A 26353-nucleotide genomic window follows, 5' to 3' on the forward strand; every position below is an offset into this window, starting at 1 on the left:
AAGCATTTGTGCTATAGAAACCTTATGTCTATTTTATTGCTAATTAAAATATATACAGCTGCAAAAAGAGCTAAATTTATTCTCATCGTAGAAAAGATTCAGAAAAAATGTAACGCACATACGACAGAGATTAAGCATATTTGTGCACCCATTTTCGCTGAAGAAGATACGCTACATTCTTTACTGAGTTTGATTATGTGATAAAAAAGTCTGCAGACGAAGATAGATTTTGAGCTCTAAAAATACCTCTACTTTGGTTATACTGAGATTAGATAAATAGGCGAAGTAATTTTTATATTAGTTTTTTAGCTTACAACCGATTTTACGTTCAACAACTTGACATTTATTCAATAATACTGTATAATAAAGATGTACATTTTTGTACTATGGCAATAAAATTACCTTGTAATAGGTGTATTGGACCCGAGGGCAGTACTCGGCGCCTCCACCATATTTTTTGATTGATACGGGGGCGAGTAAGGATAGACATGCATAGTAAAGATGGTAGCTTTGCTCGGTTAGATACCACCGCTAAGAGTTCACAATTTAGATGCAAACGATAACTTTGCTGCTGAAGACAATGTTGCATTAGCTGCTTAATTTAGGCACTATAACTTCATTGCTATAAGCACGGTTTAGGGAACGCCGGGTAAAAGAAGTTCCCCCAAATATGTAAGGGTTATATGGATAAAACAGATTATCAGAAGTCGCTTAGTTATGCTAAATTTCAAGTTATCAAAAAGGCTTTGAATACTATATTAGATAATGTTTTTACTCCTCACTTAGAGATACTGTTTTTTACGCGATTTAATGGTGTTGTCATACCAGACTACTTGAAAGAATCATATCCTACTCAAATGCTTATTATATTACAGCACCAATTTTATAGTCTAAAAGTTCTTGAGGATAAGTTTAGCGTCAGTTTGAGCTTTCGTGGAAAACAAGAACAAGTCACTGTACCGTTTTTTGCTATTAGTGAGTTTCATGATAAAATTTCAGAAGATACTTTAGTCTTTAGCGTTGATTCTGATAAAGAATATGAAAGTGAGAAATGTGCTGAAAAGTCATCAAATGGTAGTATTATATCTATAGATCAACTTTACGATAAGTAGTTACTTCATTTTATAAATAAAAAATATTGTATCTGTTCAGGATATCGACAAGACCATAGAGTAAAAGTGGGTTTATAACAAATGGTATCATTTGAGTAGCTGACATTGGCTTTCACATAAAAAACGTTGTAAAGCGCTTTCATGTTTACCAACTTAGTGCCAATCTGGATCCCAGTGTCTGGGCACTGGGATGACAACAAAGGGGCTACTTGAAAAGAGGCTATTTAGGTAACAAGAGGTGACAAGAAAAGAAGCGCTGGTTTCATACGTACCTGAACACTTATCCTGCATGTAATAAACATGATCAAAAAGCTATTCATACAGTACATATCTCTCCGTTAATTTATCAATAAGTTTTTTATTCACGTGGAATCAAAGGGTATAATATCTTATAGCTTATTGTTTACACCTATTTCAGCATAAAAATTATTGTGGGGCTTGATTTTATACATATCACTACACATAATAGACTTTAGTATAAATTAGTAATATGCATCCAATCATATACTTACTTAACTTGTTACTTGATCTTTACAGCTTCGTTCTAATATGCTCAGTTGCTCTCGATTTGTTGATTAAATTGAATGTAGTTAACATGTATAATGAGATTGTAAGCAGCATAATGCAAACTTTAAACAGACTAACTTATCCTCCACTAAAGGTTATCAGAAGGTATATACAACCATTCAATGGATTAGATTTATCCGTGATGATATTGATAATAGCAATTCACTTTGTAAAATATACAATTACTTATTACTTTAAGTAGATGTTAAAAAAACAGCTAAAATCAGCGATATACCTGTTACTCTTAATGTATATATATATATCTGTTTTTAGCTATAATTATCAAGATCCATCCTTAAATACAGCTACAAATCAGGAAGTAACAAATTTGGGCGGAGTGGTAGGTTCATATTTAGCTGATATATTGGTTCAATTTCTTGGACTCGCTAGTATTACAATAGCTACAACCATAGTTTATTTTTTGATATCAAAAAGGCTGCTGAAAATTCTCTATTTAATATTAATCAATTTAGGAATATGTGCTACATTAGCGCAACTTTCGCTCGGTATCACTACTAGGTACATGCATGGTGGAATAGTCGGCAATACTCTAATTGGCCACTGCCCGTTTTACATATTCACAGTAGTAGCATCAATAGGTGTTGTAGGGTTGGTTGGTTGGAAGAGAACGGTTTATTCTTTGCTTTTCCTATGTAAAAAAATATTTTCCCTTTTTACAAAGGTTTTGTTTTTCAGGTTACGTAAAACTACTGATTATTCAATAGCACCATTAGTAATAGAGGGAAAATATAGAACCACTAGACAACAACCAAAAGAAAGACAGAAAAAAGCTACCGAAGAGATTTTTCAACCACCTTCTAGCGAGTTTGAGTTTCCAAGCATTCACTTACTTTCCAAAGTAGAAGAATCTATGCAGAGAAAACAGTTGAATGCATTAGAGAGCAATAAGAATTTATCTTTGCTCGAACAGGTGCTGAGTGATTTTGGCGTGCAAGGAAAAATTATAAGTGTATGTTATGGACCGGTTGTGACTTTATACAAACTTGAACCACAAGCAGGTACAAAATCTGCAAGAGTGATTGGTCTTGCAGATGATATTGCACGTTCAATGAGTGCACTTTCTGCACGTATTTCAATAATTCGTGGACAAAATGCCATGGGAATAGAATTGCCAAACAAGGAGCGAGAGATTGTGATGCTGCGTGATTTACTTGAATCGCCAGAATACCAAAATGCAAACTTAAATCTTCCAATTGCGCTTGGCAAGGAAATAAGCGGAAAACCAGTTATTGCAGATCTGACTAAAATGCCCCACTTGCTTGTTGCCGGAACTACAGGGTCAGGTAAGTCGGTTGCAATTAACACGATGATTCTGTCGCTTGTTTATCGACTAAGTCCTGATGAATGCAAGATGATAATGATCGATCCAAAAATGCTTGAGCTTTCAATATATGATTCAATACCGCATCTAATAACACCAGTGGTAACAGAGCCAAAAAAAGCTGTTATTGCTCTTAAGTGGATCGTGAAAGAGATGGAAAATCGCTATCGTATGATGTCATATTTAAATGTGCGGAATGTAATAAACTATAATCAAAAAATTACAGAAGCGATGAATAGCGGAATAGAATTGGAACGTGTTGTACAGATTGGCTTTAACTCAACAACTGGTAAACCTTTGTTTGAAAAAATACCGATTAAAATGGAGACATTTCCGTATATTGTGGTGATTGTAGATGAAATGGCAGATTTAATGCTTGTTGCTGGCAAAGATATAGAATGCTCTATTCAACGTTTAGCTCAGATGGCTCGTGCTGCAGGAATACACATCATAATGGCAACACAACGCCCATCTGTAGATGTGATAACAGGTGTGATAAAAGCAAACTTTCCAACGAGAATTAGTTTTGCTGTTACTTCTAAGATAGATAGCCGTACAATACTTGGTGAACAAGGGGCTGAACAATTGCTCGGTATGGGTGATATGCTTTATATGGCCTCTGGTGGTAAGATTATTCGAGTTCACGGTCCATTTGTAAGTGATGATGAGGTGCAAAATATAGTTGATTATCTAAAAACGCAAGGTAAGCCAAACTACATGGAGGAAATCACTCAAGAAGATGAAAATTCTTTCGCGGAATCAGAAGGTGAAACAGAAGATGAAGAGAACGATCTATACAAGCAAGCAGTGGCCATCATTCAGAGAGATCAAAAGGTTTCAACTAGTTACATTCAAAGGCAACTTAGAATAGGCTATAACAGAGCTGCAAATATTGTTGAAAGAATGGAGAAAGAAGGTATTGTCAGTGCTCCGAGTTACTCAGGAAAGAGAGAGATATTGGTAGAATAATCGCTAACTTAAGCCAAGGAAAGTTATTTCTAAGATCAATAGATCTCTTGCATAACTGGAATTCAAAAGTTCCAGCGCATGACGCTGGAATCCAGATATTTCTTATTGGATCCCAGTTGTATAGTGTTTAATACTAAATTAACTACTAAAAACGTACAATAGTAATATATTAATTAGCTAGGGGGTTAAAAATGGTTATAACCAAATTTGTATTCGGGTTTGATAAATCGGATGTAACAGCATTGCAGGAAAGTCAAAATATTGATGCTAAAAAGTTTGAAGAGGTATTTAGTGCATTAAAAGAGTGGCAAGAAGCTCAAAAGATAGATGTTGAGCAGTTTGAAAAAGTTTTTGGTGCATTAGAAGACAAGATTGGTACTGAGCAGTTTCAAGCTATGCAAGAGCACTTAAGTGGCTTGCAAGAAAAATTTACAGGCTTAGAAGAAAAAGTAGAAACATTTTCAGAAATGGTAGGGGGACAAGAACAAGCAATACTAACTTGTGCCATAGTCAGTGCTGTTGCTGCAATAGCTGTAACTAATTTTGTTGCATTCTGTATCTATCAGGGAGTTAAGCTTGATAAAGAGAAGAAAAACGACTTGTCTCAAGATATGCCAAGCGGAAAGTTTAATAATGTGAATGATACCGAAAAACTGAAGAATAACTTACAGCAAGGAAGAGTGTAATGCTCTTCTTGAAAGGGTGTTACATAAAATTTGTAACACCTTAAATTTCCTTTAGATTATGTAGGTTTTGGTAGTAAATTTTTTAGAAAGATGTTTGTATTATAAAGTTGGTAGAGATTCTGATTTACTTGAAGTTTGTTAATTGGTATCTTTTAAAGCACAATATTCACTATAGTATGCTTAAGATCTTTTCTAAAGTTTTATTTATATTAATACTTTTGGTTTCTAGTTTCTTTACTGTACATAATGTTGAAGCGAAGTCTAAGGTAAAGTTCAGTAAGAGGTACATACCTCCTGGTAACCCTGGTGGTGCAAACTTTCATGCAGACGAGGATTTTGCTGAGTCATATAAACTGTATGAGAAGCGTAGGGAGCTCCTCAAGAAAAAAAAGTTACAAGATCTAGCTATAAATAAAGAAGATCTAATCAAAAAATTAAAAGAAAAAAAAATTGCTAGCCTTGATAACGAGCTAAACAACGTGGGAGCTTGCATAGTTGAAGATGGGGAGGATGCTATGATCAATCAGCATGGTATTAATCTTGCACGTTTAAAGGGTGCTGTATTTATAGATCAAGAGCCAGTTTCTCAGTATGAAAGTAAGCAGCATAAAAGTGAACAACAAAAAGGGAAAAAAGTTACTTCAACACGAGAAAAAAAAGTTTCCCCTATAAATGTTACTATAAAAGAAAGTCCATCAAGAAGAACGTGCTCTCATAATTCTATTACTGATCTAAATATAACACCACAGCATAGTTTAAATGGTTCAAGTTCATTTGGCAGTGTAGTTGACACAGTAAAATAGTGTCACGATTAATAATATGCTAGATAGAGACCTGACATTGAGTGATGATGCATATGAGTCATCGCCGGTTTTAAGGCATAAAACTCATACTGTAAAAGTTGGACAAGTGAAGATAGGTGGAAATAATCCTATAGTTGTTCAATCCATGGCACTTGGTGCACATATAGATTCTGACAACATAAAAAGCAGTGCTCAGAAATATGCAAAAGAAGTAATAGAACTAGCGCATGCAGGTTCAGAATTGGTGCGAATTGCTTTGAACTCAGAGGAAGTAGCAAAAGCAATACCTTATATAGTAGAGGAAATAAATAAAGAAGGCTTTGATGGTAAGATATTAGTAGGCTGTGGACAATATGAGCTCTACAGGCTGATTCAGGATTATCCAGACAACATTAAAATTCTGGGTAAAATTAGGATAAATCCAGGTAATATAGGCTTTGGTGATAAACGTGATGAAAAATTTGAAAAAATTATAGAGTATGCAATAACGCATGATCTTCCTGTCAGAATTGGAGTAAATTGGGGTAGTCTTGATAAGTACCTTTCACAAAAATTAATGGATGAAAACTCCTTGTCTAGTAATCCAAAAACTTCTGATGTTATATTACGTAAGACGCTTGTAATGTCTGCTCTTGGTAGTGCAAAAAAAGCTGAAAAGATTGGCCTTAATGCAGAGAAAATAATCATTTCATGTAAAGTCAGTAGAGTGCAGGATTTAATTTTAGTTTATACGGCACTTGCAAAATCTTCCAATTATGCGCTGCATTTGGGTTTAACCGAAGCTGGTATGGGTAACAAAGGCGTAGTAAACACCACAGCAGGGCTTACTTATTTATTGCAAAATGGTATTGGAGACACTATCCGGGCTTCTTTAACTCAGCGCCCTGGTGAATCACGCACTAATGAGGTGATATTATGTCAGGAAATACTGCAGTCTATAGGTTTGTGCTACTTTAACCCTCAGGTGAGTTCATGTCCTGGTTGTGGACGCACAAGTAGCGATCGTTTTCGTATATTAACTAAGGAAGTAAATGGCTACATAAAAACTCATATGCCGGTATGGAAGAAAAAGAATCCTGGTGTAGAGTATATGAAAATTGCTGTTATGGGATGCATAGTAAATGGTCCTGGAGAGAGCAAACATGCAAATCTGGGGATCAGCCTGCCTGGGTATGGAGAAAAACCTGTTTCAGCAGTCTACAAAGACGGCAAATATTTCAAAACTTTACAAGGTGATAATATTTTTGAAGAATTTAAGGAAATTATTAGTGATTATGTGGAGAAGCATTACACATAAGCCTTTCACAAGTTTGTACTTAGACTATATTCTGTTTAGTGAACGTCAAATGAGACAATAAAGAACATAAATTTAAAAAATAGATAATAGGGTTTCTTTTGCCTTTTTTTATATGGTAAATTTCTTAATATTTAGATTGGCCCGGAGTAATATAGAGATGTTATTCCAGTATCAAGGACTAAAATTTCCTGATCTACAATATTTGTACAGTTATGAAATAGATAAAATTTGACATAAAAGCTTTACTTTTTGAAATTTTGGGTTACGTTTAATTTAACATATTTCAGTGGGGAATTTATTGTAAGTAGAAAGTAAGCTTTAAAAATCTTAGGTTTTGAATCAAGAGATGCGCCCAGTGAACAAGAAATTAAATCAGCGTATAGAAAATTAGCCTTGAAATATCATCCTGATAAATATTCAGAAGCTGTAAAGAAACAAAATGAGGAGAAATTTAAAAAGCTAGGTAATGCATATGAATTTCTCACTAAGGAAAATATAGAAGGGGTGACAAATCTAACTGACGGAAATTTAAATGGAATTAATTTGCCTGAAGATTTGAGGTTTTACTTAAGTAGAGCTCTATATAATAAGGATATAAAGTTTCTTGAAAAGCTTTTTTCCAAATTCAAAAGCAGTAAAGATGGAAGATTTGGTGATTACATCAATGAAGAACTTATTTGTATTTACTTTCCATTATCTATTTCTTTAATGCAAGCTAAAGATTCAAGAAATTATAGTATTTTGAAACTTCTTTTAGAAAATGGTGCTGATCCTAATATGTTAGATAGAAATGGTAAAAATCCGTTGTTTAAAGCGTTTTTTTTGTGATGATGACCATACTATGGAAATACTTTTGAAATATGGTACTAATCCTAATATGTTAGATCCTATTCATAATCTTTTCAGAAGCAAAGCAGCGAAAGCAAGAACGACCATTTGCAGGCTAGTGTTGAGTTTCCGCTCGCAATTTTTCCAAAGTCGCCTACATTTTTGCAACCAGGCAAAAGAAGATCTCTCAACATAGGTTTTCTTTAGCATTTTTAACCACTCTCACAGCGCTACTACGATCAGTTATTTCTGCCGTTGTTATATAAATTGCGTGGGGTAAACCTTGCGTATCTACCGCAATATGACGTTTTATTCCTGAAACCTTTTTGCCTGCATCATAGCCTTTTTCTTCAGCAGTATCTGCATTTTTTACGCTTTGTGCATCAATTATGCAGAAGATGGTTTTTTCTTTCCGACCATTGTTTTGTCGGACCACGCCAACTATTTTTTTTAATACCAGCTCCAGAACATTTTCTTTATTTGCATCTGCTTTTTTACTCCACTTCTTAAAATAGTCGTAACAACTCCTCCATTTTGGAAACTCTTTTGGTAACATTCTCCACTGGCAGCTACTTTTTAAGACGTATAATACTCCACAAAATACATCATATAAATCAAGTGTTCTTGGCTTTGTCCTCTTCCTGCAAGACTTCAGATCTGCTACAATAATCTCAAACTTTCCTCGACTTATATCACTTGGATATAAACTTCCCATATCCTACTTTATCCTCTCATTCTATCCCTTTTTTGAGATCACGTACAGGCTCTTAGAGAGAATTATTTTAGATAAGGGACAATCATTACTTGATTATGAGATTTTAGAACACATTTTATATTCAGCATATAGTAGAATTGATGTAAAGCCAGTAGCAAAGAGTTTGATAGAAAATTTTGATAGTTTAAATAAGGTTTTTAATGCCGATTTAGAAGCACTGCAGAATATCAAAGGAGTTAGTAATGCAGCTCTGCTATCTTTTGTGTTAAACAGGCTTTTGTTCGTTCTGCACGAGAAGAAGTAAAGGACCTACCTATAATCAATAACTGGGAAAATTTGCTTGATTATTTAAAAGTAAGTATAGGAAGCCTTAATAAAGAAAATTTTCGCGTCATCTATATGAATAAAAGATATCGTCTAATAGCGGAAGATCTGCAGAACTTTGGTACAGTAGATCAAACTCCTATTTACGTTAGAGAGATCATAAGACGCGCTCTTTTGATTGGCTCAACATCCATTGTAATATCCCATAATCACCCAAGTGGAGATATACAACCTTCAAGTAGCGATATGTTTCTCACCAGACAGCTTGCAGAAGCTTGCAAAAGCATAGAAATAGAATTAATAAATCATATTATTATCACATTTAGTAGCTATTTTAGTTTCAAGGAAAATAGGCTTTTATTAGAGTAGATCTAAAATTGCTTTTACCATTTTTCTTATTATGGAAATAAAGATATACATGAGGTGGTTGCCAGTGGAACAAAAATTTTCCTTCTGGAAGACAATGTGTGATTTAGGTGGCGTAATAGTGGCAAATTGAAAGAAATACATGGTATTTTCCACTATTAGAAATCTCCTGTTTTGATAAGACTTATGAGGTCTTTATTGATTTTTTGAATTTTGTTGAAGCACTCACATGCTTACTCTAATATTTTGTTCACAGAGCCTAGTTAGCTCAATTTCAACGTTAATTTGTGAAGCTCTGAGTTCTGTTAGGGGATTTTCTGGTTGAATATCTAGCTTATTCTGTATGTTCGGTAAACAAATTAAAGCCGAATCAAAAATTTCATCATACTGCTCTGCTTCATGCACACAATTGATTATTTCCTTAAATTCTTCCACATCTTGCGGCGTATCTTTTAATATTGCTCTTATTTGGTTTAGGTTTTGACGAATTTTTTCCTGATATCCAGCAATTCTCTCTTGATATATATCAATCATTTTTTGACATGAGGTGCCTCTAAATGGGTGTTCTGCTTTTTCCTTTATGTAAGAGCTCTGAAAATTTTTGCAATTAAGGACTGCTTCTCTACATTTTTTTATGTCACTAATTATACTGATTATTGACTTACTTGCTTTCTCATGCTCTTCTTTTTTGATTATACATTCATTCTTTGTTTGGCTCATTTTATCATACAGATTTCTGCATTCTTTATGTGATACCAGCGGTTGTAGTATTCCTTCCTCTACACCTTTATTATAAAAATTCTTCAACTCATCGCTTGATAGTATTCGTATAGCATCTTCCCTTTTACCTTGTGATTTACGATACTTTTTGTTCAGTGAACTAATATAATTTAATAGGAAACTCTTAGTTAAATCTTCCTTTTTAACTTCTGATAATTTTTCTAGTGTTTCTATATATTTCAAAGTTTCCGCAAAAAGCTGCGCACCAGATGTAGCAAATCCTGGCAGTGGTTTGCTCTGCGCCTTATAAAAATCGGTTTGTAAAAAATCTTCGGCTTGTTTTTTTATTACTGAAAGTTCATTGAAGGCTTTTTCTGGATTGATTTTTTTTAAAATATTAGTAGCTTTTTAATCGCTCTTTCTCTCTTTTTATTATCTTGTTTTTCGTTTAAGATTAAGCTTTCAGCTTCAGTAAAAGCATTGCCTTGGGCACTTTTGGCAATATTACAAACAACGTTTTTTACAACTTGCTTAGTTGCTACATAATCTATTTCTTTTGTAAAGCAATCAATAAATAGCTGCCAATTTTTTTTTGTTAACGGACTTACTTGTCTTATGTTCTAAATCTTCTACATCTTTGAATCCTAAAATAGTATAGAGATTTTTTTCAATTATTGGTTCAGCATGTTGTTTTGCCACTTTACCTTTTATATTGAATAGAAATTCACTAATCTTAGTTGTGCCCATAATATTACCTCACAATATTAATATTATATAATATAAAGTATAAAAGCTTAATGCTTAATTTTTACTTACTATTAATATAATTGAAGATTAACTTTGTTCCTATATTAAAACTTTAACTCCCAATTTATTATTAGTAATATCATTATATGAATCTTATGCCTGAATTTGGGAATATATTGTTATTGGTAGCCTGTTTGTTATCTTTAACGTATTTGTTTCTACCGTTTAGTTCTTACCGATTCGTCTCCTCTGCCATATTTTTTTGTGTGTCAGCATCAATGGCTATTTTGATCTACTGCCACATTAAAAATGATTTCTCACTTGAAAACGTATATTACCACTCACACACAACAAAACCTTTGATCTATAAGATTTGTGGTGTTTGGGGAAATAAAGAAGGGTCTATGTTGCTTTGGACCTTAGTGCTTGTCATGTATTTATTACTAATGGATATTTATATACCTTCTGTCATCCCAGTGCCCAGACACTGGGATCCAGACAATTTAATTGCAAATGAGTACATCAAATGGCAGTGTAATAAAAACTGGATTCCAGTGTCAAGCACTGGAATGACACCAGAACGAACTAATGGTAGTAAATTAAAAAAAATATCTCTTATCACCCAAGGCTTGATTTGCTTTTGTTTTTTACTGTTCACTTTACTTGAATCCAGCCCCTTCACTAAAATGCCAGGCATTGAAACAGATGGACTGGGTTTTAATCCGATATTGCAGGATATAGGCCTTGCTATTCATCCACCGGTATTATATTTGGGGTACCTTGGATTTAGCGTTCCTTTTTCGCTCTCTATAGCTGGATTAATTTTAAATACTGAAGGAAATGTTTGGGCTAAAATTGTCAAGCCTTGGGTACTTATTTCTTGGTCGCTGCTCACTTTGGGCATCAGCTTGGGTAGCTGGTGGGCATATCGTGAACTCGGTTGGAGTGGATTTTGGTTTTGGGATCCAGTGGAAAACGTTTCTTTGATGCCGTGGCTAATTGCAGTGGCGCTGACACATTTGTTGCTCGTTGTACGAAATTTTAATACTTTAAGGAATGTTGCTATTTTACTTACGCTCACAACTTTTATATTGAGTGTGACTGGAACATTTCTAGTCCGCTCAGGAATACTTACCTCAGTGCACACGTTTGCAGATGACCCAAGATATGGACTCTATATATTAGCTCTACTTGGTGTAATTACAGTCAGTAGCTTAGTAATATTTGTAGTGTTTACGAGAAAGAATCACACATCTTTCCAGTATTCGATATTGAAATCTGAAAAGAAATCTGCTACTCAAGTGACAGAGGGTAGAAGATTCTTTTCACGCCTTACGATGATGCTGATGAACAATTTATTATTCATCACTGCCTTTTTCATCGTGTTCGTTGGCACTTTATACCCTACAGTGCTTGAGTATTTAACCGGTGAATTAATTTCAGTTGGAGCACCATATTACAATTCTTTATTTAACTCTATTGCACTAGCTATTCTAGTGCTCACCATGATAGGGCAATACTGCAGTTGGCAGGGAAATAGTCTATTGCCAATATTTCGTGAATATAGATTTTCATTTTGTAGTGCTGCAGCTATTTTGCCGTTTATCTTTCACATGGAGCTAATGATTGTGCTATCAATTACCATCTCCATAGCATTATTAATCTTTGTTTTAGAAGCATATAGTAAAAGAATTTATTTATTTAAGGTAGCATTTGGTGAATCGATTTTATTAGCAAGAAGAGTTTCTAAGTCCTACTATGCAATGATGCTTGCTCATGCTGGAGTGTCAATTCTAGTGCTTGGTATATCTTATTCAGTTGGTTGGCAGGAGAAAAAAGAAAACTACTTGGGAATAGGAGACAGCATAACAGTCAATAAATTTAAAGTTACTTTACGAAATATTGAGCTAATAAAAGAAAAAAATTTCCATGCAGTGAGGGGTACAATGGATATCAGAAATTTGCTGAATAATAAGATATTAGGTGAAGTAACTCCTGAATATAGATTTTACCTTGCGGAAGGTCAGAAAAATGTTGAAAGCAGTATCTACCACAATTTATTTTCTGATATTTATGTTGTAATTGGAGAGATTGATAAGAGTAAGAGCAAAATCGCAGCTAAAGTGCAATATAAACCTGGAATGTCTATAATCTGGCTTGGATCCTTTCTTATCGCTTTTGGTTCGCTCCTTGCTGCTTTGCCTTCTAGTAAAAAAGTAGTTCCTTCAGTATCATAAAGTTTGCATTTTTTGGCAATTTAAACTTAAGCTAAGCAACACTAACCTTGCTAGCGAATTTTCTCTATGTTCTGTTGTACAATAGGAAATAAAGATATATTTTCTAATGAAGAACTTACATGATATATGGAATTTTTTTCTAAAACTTCCTCAGGCCTTTTAAAGTATCCCTGCTTAATAGCGTCGTAGACAGAAGAACCACTAAGCAAGCAGTTCTCACCTAACTCTTTTTTATAATTTTTAAACTTTTCCAATATTTCCTCCTTGTTACTCACTTCTACTATAATTTTTCCTTCATCTTGGACATCAGAATACAATCTAGCATCTACTTTTCCCAAATCAGTATGAAAAGTCAGTACTATATTACCTATAAGGTCAGTATAATTTCTTACCCCACCTTCCGTTAAAATTTCTGTCTCGCTTTCACCGATTGCTATCACATCTCTTCGAAATTCTGTGCTTTCATCTGTTCCATTTATGATTTTTGCAACCTCGACTATACTATTCTTTGAGTATTTCAAGTAGAAAGTGAAGTTGTCCATTTTTGCCTCTTTTACCTTACCATTAGTTGCGTTTTTTGCAGCTTCCAAAAACCTTAGAGAGTAATGTATATAGCTTTTATGTGCTTCTTTAAGATTAGCTTTGTGGTCTTTAAACTTCTCTAGTTTATCAATTACAATTATACTACTTAGAGTTTCAAATACTGCACCTCTTTTTACCAAATTACATACTATGCGACTAGCAACTTCTATGTCCCTTTCACCTTAAAAAATCTTTAATTCACTAATTCTTCTTATTACATAATCTGTAAAATTATACTTACTCTCATAAGTATTTTCATATATATTTCCCTCATAAGTAAGATTGAACCTTACCCTAGATTTTATAGCTTCATTTACAACCTGTTTTAGCTGATTTATGTCTTGAACTTCATCTAATTTACAAAAATATTTATCTGGATCTTGCTCATCTAGTAGAAAATCCTCTCCCCATAGATTTACACTTTTGCACAAATACTTTTTTCCATTATAGTCAACTTGTGTTTTTTTACGAAAAGTTCCATAAATAACATCATCAGTTAAAAAGTACTCTTTAATATTAAGGTTGGGATTATTAACTGCAAATTCTATTGGGGTTTTACCTTTTTTATCCTTTATATCAAGATTAGCTCTTTTCCTAGGAACCTGTTCATAATCTTTTCAGAAGCAAAGCAGCGAAAGCAAGAACGACCATTTGCAGGCTAGTGTTGAGTTTCCGCTCGCAATTTTTCCAAAGTCGCCTACATTTTTGCAACCAGGCAAAAGAAGATCTCTCAACAACCTGTCCTCTTCCTGCAAGACTTCAGATCTGCTACAATAATCTCAAACTTTCCTCGACTTATATCACTTGGATATAAACTTCCCATATCCTACTTTATCCTCTCATTCTATCCCTTTTTTGAGATCACGTACAGTCTCTTAGAGAGCTTAAAATCATTTTTTATTAATTCAATTAAAAGCTTTTATGTCCCAATAAAGGATCTGCTTTGTTTTCAAGTAGAATTCTTGCTATTTCTGAATAGCCATTTCTAATAGCCCAGCATAACGAAGTACGCCCGTATTCACACGCTACGTCAACATTAGCCCTTTTCTCTAATAGGAGTTCTACTATTTCTTCATGTCCATTGATAGTAGCACAATGCAAAGGAGTAAACCCATCTTGATCTGCTGTATTAACATTACCCCCTTTTTTTATTAAAAGCTCTGCTATCTTTACAAGATCATTTCTAGCAGCTATATGTAACAATGTATTTTGATCATCGAATGTATAATTTATGTTAAATCCATTATCTTGCCACTTTTTATACGTGTCTGGATCTTCTTTTTCCAATTCCTCTTTTACCCTTTCGATTATATTGTTCTCATTTAAGTTACTTATTGTCCTTAATATTTTTAACAACCGTTCATATTTCATAATTCTACCTCAAACTATTTGTTTTTGTACTATAGCTAAAAAAAAATATTTATCCATAATAAAATAACCAACACCAGAGTAAGTGGTTTGCTGCTAACATATTTAAAAATGTTATGAACTTAATAAGAGAAAAAAATACCCCTGTAATGGAGCAATATTTAAATTTGAAAGCTCAATACAAGGATCATCTATTGTTTTATAGACTGGGCGATTTTTATGAATTGTTTTTCGATGATGCTATTAAAGCTGCGAAATTGCTGAATATAGTGCTAACCAAGAGGGGCAATTCAAATGGACAAGAAATACCAATGTGTGGAGTGCCAACACACAGTAGTGAGTCTTACCTGCACAAGCTAATAGATTCAGGATTCAAAGTAGCAATCTGTGACCAATTAGAAACTGCTGATGAAGCAAAAAAGAGGGGCTATAAATCCATAGTAAAACGTGATGTAGTGCGAGTTGTAACTCCAGGTACAATTATAGAAGATTCACTACTGGAGGATAAAAGCAATAATTATCTCGCATCCATAGTTGAACAAAATGACGAATATGCTATTAGTTGGCTTGAATTATCGACGGGAAAATTTTTTCACACTTTAACGAGTTTGAAAGCTCTAGATAGTGATTTATTGCGTATATCACCAAGAGAATTATTAATTTCTGAAAAATTTACTGAGGACGAAAAAATTAGATCAATTTTAAAAAATTATAAAATATCAATTACGCAACACGCACAGAGCTTTTTTGAGTATAGTAAATCTCACAGAACGTTATGCGAGTTTTATAAAATCAGGGAACTTGGGAGTATAGGAAATTTCAGCAAAGTAGAAATCATGGCGTGTGGTGCACTACTTGAATATGTCAGAGTAACACAAATGGGCTCCATTCCAAGGCTTGAATTCCCAAAAACCTATAAGCAACAAAATTTCATACTTATTGATGCTTCAGCAAGGAGAAACCTTGAGTTGTTTTTAACTCAATTTGGTGAAAAGAAAGGTTCACTAATTTCAGTTATTGATCACACAGTAACAGCCTCTGGTGGACGCCTGCTCAAACAAATGCTCGCTTCACCCCTTGCTTGCTCTAAGGCAATTAATTTGAGGCTCAGCACCGCTCAATTTTTTGTAAATAATCATGAGCCACGCAGAAAAATACGAGAGATATTATCTAACATTCCAGATATTGAGAGGTCTTTATCGCGCTTAATACTAGGGCGTGGTTCACCAAAGGATATGAACCTATTAAAAATAGGCCTAGGAAAAACTTTAGAGTTGTCTGAGTTTCTGTCTACCTTGCATAATTATTGTTTAAGTGAAAAATTAGAAATTAACTCTCAGATGTCATTCCAGTGCTTGAACAGAGAAAAGGAACCAGTATCTACTACTCAGGTGATAAGTAGTGACGAAAGTGAACTAAGCACAATACATAAAAGACTTGGCAATCATAAAGACCTATTTGAACTGTTAAATAGTGCTATACTTGATAATAACCTCAGTTCCGTGAAAGAAGGAGGATTTATTCACTCAAAATACAACTCAGAATTATCTGAGTTATCCTACATATTAAATAATAGTAATAAACTAATAACCAAACTCCGTGAATCTTATCGCGACCTAACTGGTATTGCCGCACTTAAAATATTACATAACAACATACTCGGTTATTACGTTGAAGTGTCGGCAAATCACAAAATAACTTCGGATATATTTATTCATAGACAAAGCTTAGCAAATAGCATGCGCTACACTACTAATGAATTGAAAGAACTAGAAAATAAAATTCTTACGGCACGTGATGCTGCAATCGGCTTAGAAATGAAAATTTTTAGTGAACTGTTTAGTGAAGTCGCTAAAGAATCTAAAAAAATTGCTCTTGCTGCAAATGCTTTGGCAAAACTTGATATTAGAACCGCGTTTGCAGAGCTTGCAGTGCAAAATAATTACGTAAAACCCATCATTGATGACAGCAAAGAGTTCAATATCTGTAGCGGAAGACATCCAGTGGTTGAAGTTAACGATAAATTCATTGCAAATAGCATCAATTTAGCTGATATACATCTAATTACTGGTCCTAATATGGCTGGAAAAAGCACTTTCTTGAGGCAAAACGCTCTCATTGCAGTTTTAGCTCACATGGGGTCATTTGTGCCAGCAGAGAGTGCGCATATTGGAGTGATTGACAAGATATTCAGCAGGGTTGGCGCAAAGGATAATATAATAGCTGGTTATTCTACCTTCATGGTAGAGATGATCGAAACAGCAACGATAGTAAATCAGGCAACGGACCGTTCCTTGGTGATACTTGATGAAATTGGTAGGGGCACAGGGGTGTATGATGGATTATCTATTGCACAGGCGGTGATTGAACATATTCACAATGTAAATAAGTGCCGCGCCATTTTTGCAACTCATTATCATGAATTGACTAAAGTAGGTGAATACTTAGAAAATGTGAAATGTTTTTGTATGAAAATAAAAGAATGGAAAGGAGAAGTCATCTTTTTACATGAAGTAATTGAAGGCATTGCAGATGAGTCATATGGAATACATGTAGCAAAACTTGCTGGTTTTCCTGATTCTGTTTTAAACAGAGCAAGAGAAGTATTTAAGGAGCTAAAGGCTTGAGGAAAGTAACATTATATTACTCCACAATTATGGAGTTTTAGCAATCTATGGCGCTTTAATTTTAGTCAGCTTTCTGAGTAGCTGAATTAACGTAGCATTGATCTATTGCCACATTGGTCAAGATTCCAATTACACCACCTACAACTGCACCTACAGCTCCTAATGCTAGTTGAGTACCAATTCCAGCAGAAGACCCAATGATTAATGGAGCAAGAAAATATAATGCTAAAGCGCAAGTTATTGCAGCTAAACTTATAACAGCCAGCTTTCTCGGACAAAAATTTTCTGGTGCCTCAGCACTAGATATGAATGATGATTTTACTAGATTTTTTCTACTTTCATGATCTAAAAAGCCACTCACTGTTCTCATTATAGGACGGGTAGAGCGTTCACCAATCAAGTAAATTCTATCTTCCACTATATCATGAAGCTCTTTAACTTGAGCTTTATATTCATCCCAATAGTTTGATAACTCTTGTTGGTCATTGAGAAGATCTGGTTTATTTGAAGTTGTTAACCAGTGTGAGTCATGTTCCAAAATATATCGAATTGTAGCTTTCCCTATATCTATATGCCCTTCAGTAATTGCATACTTTAAAACACCTTCTGCTTTTTCCCTTCCAACATTAAGATCAGCACCAGCTTTTATCAATAATTCTACTATCTTTGGAGAATTATGAAATATAGCAATATCTAAAGAGACCATCTCATTACAATTTTTGATATTTAAGTTTGCTTTTTGTTCTATTAAATAACTTATAAATTTTAAGGTTTCATCAGATTTTTGATCGTCTATGCCTTTATATTCGTAATATTTTCTAATTGCAAAACTCAACGCAGTTTCACCATTCAACTCACTACCACCCATAATTAATCTCCGATAGCTTTTTACCTCTTGATTTATTAAGTTAACATCCGCACCGTTTTCTATTAAAGCCTTAGCTCCTTTGAAATTGCTTTTTGCAATTTGCAGATGAAGTAAGTAACGACCAAGATGATCAGTTGCATTAGGGTTTGCACCTTGTTCAATCAAATACTTTGCAATTTTATCATTAAATTTGTGATCATAAGTTGCAGATTCTAGTGAATTAGAATCTTGCTGTAACTCATCTTTAGCTATTAAGCTACTCACCTGACAGATTGATTTTACTGACTCTAAATCTCTTCTTTGAACTGCCTTTTTGACTGCAGCGCTAAAGCTTATACCCTTTTCTATTAGATATTCGGCCATTTTGTTATTAGCAGAACACTTTAATAAATTTGTACCTCTTCGGGAATTAACGTCAGTAACAACATCTCGAATAATGGAACTATTTTTCTCAAAAATTGACTTTACTTTTTCTAAATCATTTTTGGTAACAGTATCAACAAGATCTTTTATTACAACATCCACCTTCTTTTTTTTAGCCAACATTTCTTCTAATTCTTCAGAATTCATAAGTATACCTCAACATACATAAATAAAGAAACTATATTAAAATCAGAATTGGTTGTAAAGGATTTTCAGATATTAGCTTGCCCAAAGGTTAATTTATTTTATAATCTTTCTGTATTTTAGAAATTTCAATTAAATGAACTGTTATAAAACTCACGAGTGTAATGAATTAAGGAAGAATGATGTAGAAAAGGAAGTTACTCTCTCTGGGTGGCTGTACCGCAAACGTGACCATGGTAACCTAATCTTTGTTGATTTGAGAGACTTTTATGGAATCACTCAGCTAGTGTTCAATAATGATAAAAACTTTTTCAATGAAATTTCAAATTTAAAATCAGAGAGTGTGATTACTGTCACAGGAACAGTCAAAGCTAGAACTGAAGATACGGTAAACAGCTCTATTTCCACAGGAGAAATTGAAGTTATAGTTAGTAATTTACAAGTTGAATCGGAAGTTGAGTTCCACTGTGATGAAGAAATAGCAAAAGAAGAAAGGAGTATATTAGCAAGTATCGCCGGCGAGCAAGAATACCCAGAAAACATGAGATTTAAATACCGTTTTCTTGATTTAAGACGTGAAAAGGTTCGTAATAACATTATTCTGCGTTCACAGATCATTTCAGAGCTCAGGAGGCTCATGATAGAGCAAGGATTTTTGGAAATTCAAACTCCAATACTTACTGCCTCTTCTCCTGAAGGTGCACGTGACTACTTAGTGCCAAGCAGACTAAATCCTGGTAAATTCTATGCATTACCACAAGCTCCACAGATTTTTAAGCAGTTGCTTATGGTTTCAGGGTTTGATAAATATTTTCAAATTGCACCTTGTTTTCGTGATGAGGACGCAAGGGCTGACCGTTCTCCTGGGGAGTTTTATCAGCTCGACCTTGAAATGTCTTTTGTGACTCAAGAAGATATATTTCAGGTTATTGAGTCTAGCTTATACAAAGTATTTGCCAAATTTTCTCGCAAGTCTGTCGATAAAGATTTTCCACGCATTACATACAAAGATGCAATGCTCAAATATGGCTCTGATAAGCCAGATTTGCGCAATCCGTTATTAATCAGAGATGTTACGGAAATTTTCCGTGATTCAGAGTTCAATATTTTCAAAAGCAATATTGAACGCGGTATGGTAGTGAGAGCCATTCCTGCTCCTAAAACAGCAGAGGAACCTCGTAGCTTTTTTGATAAAAAAATAGAACATGCACAAAAAGAATTCGGTGCTAAAGGTCTTGGATATATAACGTTCGATAAAGATGGAATTGCAAAAGGACCAATTGCTAAATTCCTTGATGACAATAGGTTAAATTCCATAAAAGAAATAACAAATATAGAACCTGGAGATAGTGTATTTTTTGCTTCTGATAAGGAAAATGAAGCAGCAATAATTGCAGGGAAAGTGCGTATTCTTTTGGGATCAGAACTAGGTCTTATAGATGACAATATCTTCAAATTCTGTTGGGTGATTGATTTTCCTTACTTTGCGTATGACGATAAAAATAAAAAATTTGATTTCTTTCATAATCCATTTTCTATGCCACATGGTGGCTTGAAAGATTTAGAAGAAAAGAATCCACTGGATATCCTTGCTTACCAATATGATCTTGTTTGCAATGGAATAGAGCTGTCAAGTGGAGCAATTCGTAATAACAAACTAGATATTATGTACAGAGCTTTTGCCATTGCAGGCTACAGTAAAGAAGAAGTTGATACAAAATTTGGTGCGCTTGTGCGTGCATTTAGGTTTGGAGTGCCACCTCATGGTGGAATAGCACCAGGGGTTGATAGAATGGTTATGCTACTTGCTGATGAGCCGAACATTCGTGAAGTAATCTGTTTTCCTATGAATCAGCAAGGTGAAGATGTTCTAATGGGTGCTCCTTCTAAAGTAGAGGATAAGCATTTACGTGAGTTATCTTTAAAGATTGTTGAATAAAGTTGTATATAACTTGAGTTTAGGTGGGGAAAAAACAAGAATATTGAATTCTGTTAAAGTAGTGCTAGGCCCTAGCACTACTTTATAGTTTTAGGATATCAAAACGTTTGGTCTAGCGGGACTTGGCCCTCTATTCCGTCTACTTTTCCTTGAGAGATGTAATTCCAATAAGTATAGTTTTTACCTGCATCCTTCCAATCTTTAGGTAATTCAGGCTCCGATCTTCCTCTCCAATCAGCAACCCATAATGGATAGTGAGAAAAATTATGTTCTTTTTGTGTATAGTAATCATTCCACGTTTTTGGTGAAGCATATACAATTGGACTGTATCCTTTTTCATTCAATTGAGTCAATAAAGAATGAAGTTTTTTGGCTCTCTGTGTGTTAGTGTGTTTTGTAAGATCATCACATTTTGTTGTTCTTCCTTCGCAAATACCAGTTATAGCACTAACAGCTAACTTATTTGTACCTGGCTCAAAATTAGCTTTTTTAAATTCGTTAACTATGTTATTCAACTGACCTTTAGGTGTTGAGTTCATCCTAAATACGTGATATGCCCCAGCTTGCACATTATTATCTTTCATACTTTGAAAATTTTGTCCAAATTTAGTGTCTTGAGAAGTTTCTCTCTCAGTTGCTTTAGCAAATGCAAACCTTACCCCATCCTTTGCAACTTTCGACCAATCAATCTCTCCGTTCCAATGAGATACGTCTATACCTTTTTCACTCATACTAACCTCATAATTACAATAAATGTTGAATATAAAATATAATAGTGAAAATTTAATGAATATCTTTTGAGCATATTGTAAACAATTTTATACTAAAACAGTTACAAAATTCTAAACTACAATCTATAGACAAAAATACTTGTTATTAGTAAGTTAAGTTATAGTGAGTTAAAAATCATGAACAATATTCAAAAAGCAATACTATCAAGCATAATCTGCAATATGATTATATGGTATGAAGTAACTCTGTTTGGAGTTTTAACGCATATAATAAGCAACGTTTTTTTTCCTTCAGAAAGTGATTATTTAAGCACAATCAAATTTCTTGGCAGTTTTGCAATTGGATTTGGATTTAGACCACTTGGTGCATTTATTTTTGGTTACATTGGAGATAAATACGGCAGAAGGAAAATTTTGCTGACTTCCGTAATATTAGCTTCGATATCATCTACTGCAATTGCGATTATACCAAGCTTTAAAGAAATAGGAATATTTTCTCCTATACTGCTTCTGCTTTGTAGAATAACACAAGGAATGGCAGCAGGTGGAGAAACAAGTATCAATTCAGCTTTTTTAATAGAGCATTCAAGCGATAAAAAAAATCTAGGCTTTTTAGGTAGCATGAAAGCTTTTAGTGGTGCTCTTGGTTCTATTACATGCTTTGTAATGATAGCTGTTTGCAAAAAATTTACAGGTGAAAATTATGAAATTTGGGGCTGGAGGTTGCCATTCTATTTCTGCTTCATTATGGGCATAATAGGCTTTTTAACAAGATATATAATGGAAGAGAGCTTAGCATATAAAATTCATGATCAAAATAGAAACTTATCTGATTCTCCATTTTTAGAATTAATCAGGGATTATAAAAAGGCATTTGTGCTAGCAATTGGGCTTGGTATCGCTCAAAATGCAATCGTTTATTCGGTAATAATGTTTTATAACATATCTGTAAAAGCGCTTACTCTGTCAGGTATTGATATTAAAAATGTAGTAAGGATTATAGTTGAAATTACATTTGGAACGTCCGCAGTGCTATTTGCAATACTGTCTGATAAAGTTGGAAGAAAAAATGTAATGATTCCTACATTAGTAGCTCTAGCTTGCGCCGATTTGCCGGTACTTTCGCTATTATCAAATGATAACCACTATATTGTCACGCTCTCTTTTCTGTTGATAAGTGTGCCGATAGGTGCATCTTTTGGAATATATAATTCTCTTGCCTGCGAGTTATTTCCAACAAAAGTTAGGTGCACCGGCTTTAGCATCGCACATAACATATCTGCAGGTATTTTTGGTGGTCTTTCTCCATCGATATGCATGTGGATTATAGAAAAAACCGAAACAAAACTTGCAGCAGGGATTTATCTTATTGTTTGTGCGTTAATTAGCTTAATATCTGTGCTTCAAATCAAAGCCAAAGACAGAAAAGTTGATTGGTGAAATCTTTTCAGTCAAAAGATAGCATTTCTATAGATTTTTCGATATGCCCAGGGATAGGGGCAGTAATGGTAATTTCTTTGTTATTTGGTAGTTTTAAAGATAAAGAATGCGAATGAAGATGGATCTGATTTGCTACTCCATCAATAAAAGCTTTTCTACCGCCATATTTACCGTCACCAAGAATAGGACAATTTATATGGGCTAAATGTGCACGTAATTGATGAGTTCTGCCAGTAATTGGTTGTAATTTTAAATAAGCAACATTATGTTTTAACCTTGCTATAATTGAAAAATGCGTAGTGGCATTTTGAGGTGAATCTTCATTAATAACTACTTTTTCTTGTCCTGAAATATATTTTTTTACCAATGGGTAGTCTATTGTTCCATTATCTTTGCTTGGTATACCAAAAGTTAATGCTAGGTAAGTTTTTTTTATCCTCCGTTCTTTAAATTCCTCCATAAGGTATCTGGCAACATTAGCATTGCGTGCGAATATTATCACTCCGCTCGTATCTCTATCTAGTCTATGGACAATTTTAAATATTTCTCCCTCTCTTATTTGGTCAAGTAAATCACTAATGCTAATTTTTACCTTTATGCCGCCTTGAACAATGACCCCTGCGGGTTTGTTTATAGCTAGTATATATTCGTCTTCATATAATATGTTCTCTCTTAGTAGATTCACTAACTTTTCATTATATTTGCAGTCAGAATTAGTGTTCTCAATATAGTCTAAGTATCTTATCATTATAGTTTGCCCAGAGCTTACCCTATCGCTGGATTTTGCCGTGCAATTATCAACCTTGATTAATCCTTTCCTTAAAGACTTCTCAATTGCAGATTGTTTCAAATTGGGAAAAATTCTTCTAATGTACCTATCGAGCCTAACGTTATTGTCTTCTACTAATATGGTTTTGATACCTTCTGACATCTTACTTATAAAAATTTTATTGTGTAAACTAAAATCTAAAATACCTAATGTACTCCTCAGTTTCAGCTATTTGCATCAAGTGCTACGTGCTGGAATTTAGAGGATTATTTAACTATTTATAACAGCTTCATATTTTCCTACAGCTGAGTAAAGTAGTAACAATGATAATTTCTCGATCATAGAGAGGTGAGTATTAAGCTCTTTAGTACTAGGGCCTGGACGCGCTTCAGTGTTAGGCCCTAACTTCGTACACTCAATGCCGTTAGCTAAAGATATTACTCTTCCTACATTAACATTTTTAGTGCGATATGACCACCTGCAAGGACTATGTAATATTTGTTCTTTTACTCCATCCATTTCAGCTGGACACGCTTTAGTGGTAGTCCCTAACTGCACACATTTAATGTGGTCAGTTATAAATGCTACTCCTTTTTCATTAAGTTTAGCGTTATACTGTAATTGTTCAATTTGATTAGCTTGATCTCTTATCATAAATTCAAAGCTGATAGATGGATGTAATTCTATTTCTCTCAACATATATGATGCTATGTGTTGCACTATCAGTAATGATCTGTTTCTGAGTATACTTGATTCTAAGTCAAGCTGTGTAAGTATAGCTAGTGCTCTTTGTTCTGCTTCCACTAGAAGATTACTTATACCTTGAAGTTTAGCTAAATCTCTTACAGTTTCATAACAATTATCAGGCAATGAAGGATTTGCGCCATAGCATAGTAAGGTTATTACTACTATCCAGTTTCTACGTTCGACAGCATAAGTTAAAGGAGATTCCCCTAAGTTATTCTGCGCATTAACATTTGCTCCATATAAAATTAAGATCCTTACTACTTCCGGATGGTTATATTTGGCAGCTTTATGTAAAGCAGTTGATCCTAAATCATCACCTGCATTAGCATTTACTCCAGCTTCTAATAGAGCATGTACCATTAGTGTATCACCATGTCTGGCAGCACAACGTAAAAACTCAGCTCCCATCAATTTCATCACATCCTTCCATATTCCAAGTTATATCATAGTAGTTACTGCTTCTAGATGATTATATGGACAAATAGAAAGTAATATTTTCTGTGGATCATTCGTCTCAATACTTGCTCCATGGGCTATTAGATAATACATTACTTTTCTATTGCCTTTTGTAACAGCACAATTAAAAGGAGTCCATCCCCATGCATCCTTATGGTTAACATTTGCTCCATATTTTATTAAGAGCTCTACTGCTTCCACATTACCATTCGTAGCAGCAATATGTAAGGGAGATCGTCCAATTAAATTATCCTCTAGATTAACATCTGCTCCATGTTCTGATGTGCACTTTAATAGGGCTTCTAATATTGAAATATCGTTCTTTATAGCAGCCCAATATACAGGAGTCCATCCAAATACATCTACTATCTCAATATTTTTGTCAATATTCTTGTCGTTTTTTATTATACAATCCACCATTGCTCTATCAACATTTGCAACAGCAATATGTAAAGGAGTAAGTTTAAGCGCCCCATTCTTCTTAACATCTGCTCCATTATTCATTAAGAACCTTACTACTTCTTTATGGCCATTCCTGGCAGCTTTATATAAAGCAGTCAAGTTCATCAGATCTTCCACATTAGGATTTACCTTATTCATTACTAAGATTTTTGTTATTTCTATATCGCCATTTACAGATGGCTGATATACAGTAGTTCGTTGAGATGAATCCAACTGATTAACATTTGCCCCTTTTTCTATTAGCTTGCGTTCTACTTCTGTGTTCCTATCTTCAACAGCCCAATGTAAAGCAGTCCATTCGGAAAACGGACTTGGTGCATTAATATCGATTCCTTTTACTTTAAGCATAGCATTTATTAAATTGCTCAGCTTAAAATCAATAGCTAAATATAATAACGTGTATGAAAAGCGTTCATGCAAACAATCTATTTCAAACCAATAATTTACATCAAATTTGGCTTTCTTCCACTCTTTATACACATTTTTACTTTCTTTCTTTAGTCTATTTAATGTTTTTAGTATCTTTTGTGTATCTAGCATCACTGGTACCTTTTCTGAGATCTTTCGTACATTTAGCACATCCTCTAGCGCCACTGCTTTTGATTCTTCTGATGTCTCTTGTACACCTAACCTTTTTAGCATTCTTTTTATCATTTGTTGCGCATTTGATACCCTTGACTCCTTTAGTATCTTTTTTGCTTCTTCTTTTGTCTGCGGTACATTTACCACCTTTAGTCTCTTTTTTAATGGCTCTTGTGTCTCTTGTACTCTTTTAATCTTGCTTGATACTTCTAATCCATGCGATATCTCTTCTAACATTCTTGATGTTTCTGCTTGCCCTAGTATCTTTACTTCCTTTAATAGCTCTTTTATTCTTTCAATTACATTGTCTTTACTTAAATTTACCTCTTGATCAATTATACCTAATATTATGTTCAACTGTTCATATGTCATTACCATAGCTTTACCTCATACTATAGAGTATTTTTTGATGCTATATATTATGGTAGAATAGTCAACGCATTTTCCATAGCGTAACTTGAGAGTCTAAAAGGACTGTTATTAACTTACAGAAAACCAAGCT

Annotated in this window: 22 protein-coding genes, 1 other RNA gene and 2 pseudogenes; 13 read left to right on the top strand and 12 right to left on the bottom strand. The window is 34.1% G+C overall.

Going from position 1 to position 26353, the window contains the following annotated elements; genetic code table 11:
* Nucleotides 1–332: 332 nt before the first annotated feature.
* From ssrA to JSQ73_RS06305, 8 genes are all read left to right on the top strand, one after another.
* Nucleotides 333–667: a transfer-messenger RNA gene (ssrA, locus tag JSQ73_RS06270) on the top strand.
* Nucleotides 668–683: 16 nt separating this feature from the next.
* A complete protein-coding gene (locus JSQ73_RS06275) occupies nt 684–1112 on the top strand; it encodes a ClpXP protease specificity-enhancing factor SspB (RefSeq protein WP_214250091.1) in 429 nt (142 codons plus the stop codon).
* A 490-nt stretch (nt 1113–1602) separates the two neighbouring features.
* A complete protein-coding gene (locus tag JSQ73_RS06280) occupies nt 1603–1881 on the top strand; it encodes a YggT family protein (protein ID WP_214250092.1) in 279 nt (92 codons plus the stop codon).
* A complete protein-coding gene (locus JSQ73_RS06285; RefSeq protein WP_214250093.1) occupies nt 1882–3990 on the top strand; it encodes an FtsK/SpoIIIE family DNA translocase in 2109 nt (702 codons plus the stop codon).
* A 191-nt stretch (nt 3991–4181) separates the two neighbouring features.
* Nucleotides 4182–4676: a hypothetical protein gene (locus tag JSQ73_RS06290; RefSeq protein ID WP_214250094.1), complete on the top strand. Its 495-nt coding sequence runs from the start codon at nt 4182–4184 to the stop codon at nt 4674–4676.
* Between the two features lie 176 nt (nt 4677–4852).
* Entirely contained in the window at nt 4853–5479 is a 627-nt protein-coding gene (locus JSQ73_RS06295; RefSeq protein WP_214250095.1) for a TRP75-related protein, read from the top strand.
* Between the two features lie 16 nt (nt 5480–5495).
* Nucleotides 5496–6776, top strand: coding sequence for a flavodoxin-dependent (E)-4-hydroxy-3-methylbut-2-enyl-diphosphate synthase (gene ispG, locus JSQ73_RS06300; RefSeq protein ID WP_214250096.1), 1281 nt, complete (start codon nt 5496–5498; stop codon nt 6774–6776).
* Between the two features lie 324 nt (nt 6777–7100).
* Nucleotides 7101–7604, top strand: coding sequence for a DnaJ domain-containing protein (locus tag JSQ73_RS06305; RefSeq protein ID WP_234301908.1), 504 nt, complete (start codon nt 7101–7103; stop codon nt 7602–7604).
* A gap of 63 nt (nt 7605–7667) precedes the next feature.
* On the opposite strand, the pseudogene JSQ73_RS06310 reads toward JSQ73_RS06305, so the two are convergent.
* Nucleotides 7668–8319, bottom strand: a pseudogene (locus JSQ73_RS06310) (IS5 family transposase).
* A gap of 336 nt (nt 8320–8655) precedes the next feature.
* Between JSQ73_RS06310 and JSQ73_RS06315 the strand changes: the two are divergent.
* Entirely contained in the window at nt 8656–9012 is a 357-nt protein-coding gene (locus JSQ73_RS06315) for a JAB domain-containing protein (RefSeq protein ID WP_234301743.1), read from the top strand.
* Between the two features lie 222 nt (nt 9013–9234).
* On the opposite strand, the gene JSQ73_RS06320 is transcribed toward JSQ73_RS06315, so the two are convergent.
* On the bottom strand, nt 9235–9972 hold the full coding sequence (locus tag JSQ73_RS06320) for a hypothetical protein (protein WP_234301744.1): 738 nt from the start codon (nt 9970–9972) through the stop codon (nt 9235–9237).
* A 324-nt stretch (nt 9973–10296) separates the two neighbouring features.
* Complete coding sequence (locus JSQ73_RS06325) at nt 10297–10476, bottom strand: hypothetical protein (protein WP_234301745.1); 180 nt, start codon at nt 10474–10476, stop codon at nt 10297–10299.
* A gap of 155 nt (nt 10477–10631) precedes the next feature.
* Here JSQ73_RS06325 and JSQ73_RS06330 point away from each other — a divergent pair, with 155 nt between their 5' ends.
* Nucleotides 10632–12713 (top strand): heme lyase CcmF/NrfE family subunit, encoded by a 2082-nt coding sequence (locus JSQ73_RS06330; RefSeq protein WP_458694698.1) that lies wholly within the window; start codon nt 10632–10634, stop codon nt 12711–12713.
* 50 nt (nt 12714–12763) lie between these two features.
* Here JSQ73_RS06330 and JSQ73_RS06335 read toward each other — a convergent pair whose 3' ends face one another.
* The 4 genes and pseudogenes from JSQ73_RS06335 to JSQ73_RS06350 all read right to left on the bottom strand — a co-directional run bounded on the left by JSQ73_RS06335 (nt 12764) and on the right by JSQ73_RS06350 (nt 14666).
* Nucleotides 12764–13435, bottom strand: coding sequence for a hypothetical protein (locus tag JSQ73_RS06335; RefSeq protein WP_234301746.1), 672 nt, complete (start codon nt 13433–13435; stop codon nt 12764–12766).
* 42 nt (nt 13436–13477) lie between these two features.
* Entirely contained in the window at nt 13478–13726 is a 249-nt protein-coding gene (locus tag JSQ73_RS06340) for a hypothetical protein (RefSeq protein WP_234301747.1), read from the bottom strand.
* Nucleotides 13727–13901: 175 nt separating this feature from the next.
* A pseudogene (locus JSQ73_RS06345) lies at nt 13902–14033 on the bottom strand (IS5/IS1182 family transposase); the annotation flags it as partial.
* A gap of 171 nt (nt 14034–14204) precedes the next feature.
* On the bottom strand, nt 14205–14666 hold the full coding sequence (locus JSQ73_RS06350; protein ID WP_234301748.1) for an ankyrin repeat domain-containing protein: 462 nt from the start codon (nt 14664–14666) through the stop codon (nt 14205–14207).
* Nucleotides 14667–14779: 113 nt separating this feature from the next.
* Between JSQ73_RS06350 and mutS the strand changes: the two genes are divergently transcribed.
* Nucleotides 14780–17290: a DNA mismatch repair protein MutS gene (gene mutS / locus JSQ73_RS06355; RefSeq protein ID WP_214250147.1), complete on the top strand. Its 2511-nt coding sequence runs from the start codon at nt 14780–14782 to the stop codon at nt 17288–17290.
* 61 nt (nt 17291–17351) lie between these two features.
* Here the strand turns inward: mutS and JSQ73_RS06360 are convergent, their stop codons facing one another.
* On the bottom strand, nt 17352–18728 hold the full coding sequence (locus JSQ73_RS06360) for an ankyrin repeat domain-containing protein (protein WP_214250148.1): 1377 nt from the start codon (nt 18726–18728) through the stop codon (nt 17352–17354).
* Nucleotides 18729–18861: 133 nt separating this feature from the next.
* Here JSQ73_RS06360 and aspS point away from each other — a divergent pair, with 133 nt between their 5' ends.
* Complete coding sequence (gene aspS / locus JSQ73_RS06365) at nt 18862–20664, top strand: aspartate--tRNA ligase (protein WP_214250149.1); 1803 nt, start codon at nt 18862–18864, stop codon at nt 20662–20664.
* 98 nt (nt 20665–20762) lie between these two features.
* Here the strand turns inward: aspS and JSQ73_RS06370 are convergent, their stop codons facing one another.
* Nucleotides 20763–21395: a glycoside hydrolase family 25 protein gene (locus JSQ73_RS06370; protein WP_214250150.1), complete on the bottom strand. Its 633-nt coding sequence runs from the start codon at nt 21393–21395 to the stop codon at nt 20763–20765.
* 177 nt (nt 21396–21572) lie between these two features.
* Between JSQ73_RS06370 and JSQ73_RS06375 the strand changes: the two genes are divergently transcribed.
* A complete protein-coding gene (locus JSQ73_RS06375) occupies nt 21573–22835 on the top strand; it encodes an MFS transporter (RefSeq protein WP_214250151.1) in 1263 nt (420 codons plus the stop codon).
* Nucleotides 22836–22842: 7 nt separating this feature from the next.
* Here JSQ73_RS06375 and JSQ73_RS06380 read toward each other — a convergent pair whose 3' ends face one another.
* The 3 genes from JSQ73_RS06380 to JSQ73_RS06390 form a co-directional block, all read right to left on the bottom strand.
* Nucleotides 22843–23766 (bottom strand): RluA family pseudouridine synthase, encoded by a 924-nt coding sequence (locus JSQ73_RS06380; RefSeq protein WP_214250152.1) that lies wholly within the window; start codon nt 23764–23766, stop codon nt 22843–22845.
* A gap of 108 nt (nt 23767–23874) precedes the next feature.
* Nucleotides 23875–24768: an ankyrin repeat domain-containing protein gene (locus JSQ73_RS06385; RefSeq protein WP_234301749.1), complete on the bottom strand. Its 894-nt coding sequence runs from the start codon at nt 24766–24768 to the stop codon at nt 23875–23877.
* Between the two features lie 21 nt (nt 24769–24789).
* Nucleotides 24790–26229, bottom strand: a complete 1440-nt coding sequence (locus JSQ73_RS06390) for an ankyrin repeat domain-containing protein (protein ID WP_234301750.1) — start codon at nt 26227–26229, stop codon at nt 24790–24792.
* Nucleotides 26230–26353 lie beyond the last annotated feature (124 nt).

It is taken from the genome of Wolbachia endosymbiont of Anopheles demeilloni, assembly GCF_018491735.2.
Taxonomy (GTDB): domain Bacteria; phylum Pseudomonadota; class Alphaproteobacteria; order Rickettsiales; family Anaplasmataceae; genus Wolbachia.

Coding starts and splice junctions, on each gene's coding strand:
- JSQ73_RS06330 (WP_458694698.1), top strand. CDS start 10,632: ATGCCTGAATTTGGGAATATATTGTTATTGGTAGCCTGTTTGTTATCT.
- JSQ73_RS06350 (WP_234301748.1), bottom strand. CDS start 14,666: ATGAAATATGAACGGTTGTTAAAAATATTAAGGACAATAAGTAACTTA.
- aspS (WP_214250149.1), top strand. CDS start 18,862: ATGAACTGTTATAAAACTCACGAGTGTAATGAATTAAGGAAGAATGAT.
- JSQ73_RS06295 (WP_214250095.1), top strand. CDS start 4,853: ATGCTTAAGATCTTTTCTAAAGTTTTATTTATATTAATACTTTTGGTT.
- JSQ73_RS06285 (WP_214250093.1), top strand. CDS start 1,882: ATGTTAAAAAAACAGCTAAAATCAGCGATATACCTGTTACTCTTAATG.
- ispG (WP_214250096.1), top strand. CDS start 5,496: ATGCTAGATAGAGACCTGACATTGAGTGATGATGCATATGAGTCATCG.
- mutS (WP_214250147.1), top strand. CDS start 14,780: ATGAACTTAATAAGAGAAAAAAATACCCCTGTAATGGAGCAATATTTA.
- JSQ73_RS06280 (WP_214250092.1), top strand. CDS start 1,603: ATGCATCCAATCATATACTTACTTAACTTGTTACTTGATCTTTACAGC.
- JSQ73_RS06275 (WP_214250091.1), top strand. CDS start 684: ATGGATAAAACAGATTATCAGAAGTCGCTTAGTTATGCTAAATTTCAA.
- JSQ73_RS06385 (WP_234301749.1), bottom strand. CDS start 24,768: ATGAAATTGATGGGAGCTGAGTTTTTACGTTGTGCTGCCAGACATGGT.
- JSQ73_RS06380 (WP_214250152.1), bottom strand. CDS start 23,766: ATGTCAGAAGGTATCAAAACCATATTAGTAGAAGACAATAACGTTAGG.
- JSQ73_RS06370 (WP_214250150.1), bottom strand. CDS start 21,395: ATGAGTGAAAAAGGTATAGACGTATCTCATTGGAACGGAGAGATTGAT.
- JSQ73_RS06390 (WP_234301750.1), bottom strand. CDS start 26,229: ATGGTAATGACATATGAACAGTTGAACATAATATTAGGTATAATTGAT.
- JSQ73_RS06290 (WP_214250094.1), top strand. CDS start 4,182: ATGGTTATAACCAAATTTGTATTCGGGTTTGATAAATCGGATGTAACA.
- JSQ73_RS06360 (WP_214250148.1), bottom strand. CDS start 18,728: ATGAATTCTGAAGAATTAGAAGAAATGTTGGCTAAAAAAAAGAAGGTG.
- JSQ73_RS06375 (WP_214250151.1), top strand. CDS start 21,573: ATGAACAATATTCAAAAAGCAATACTATCAAGCATAATCTGCAATATG.
- JSQ73_RS06325 (WP_234301745.1), bottom strand. CDS start 10,476: ATGGGCACAACTAAGATTAGTGAATTTCTATTCAATATAAAAGGTAAA.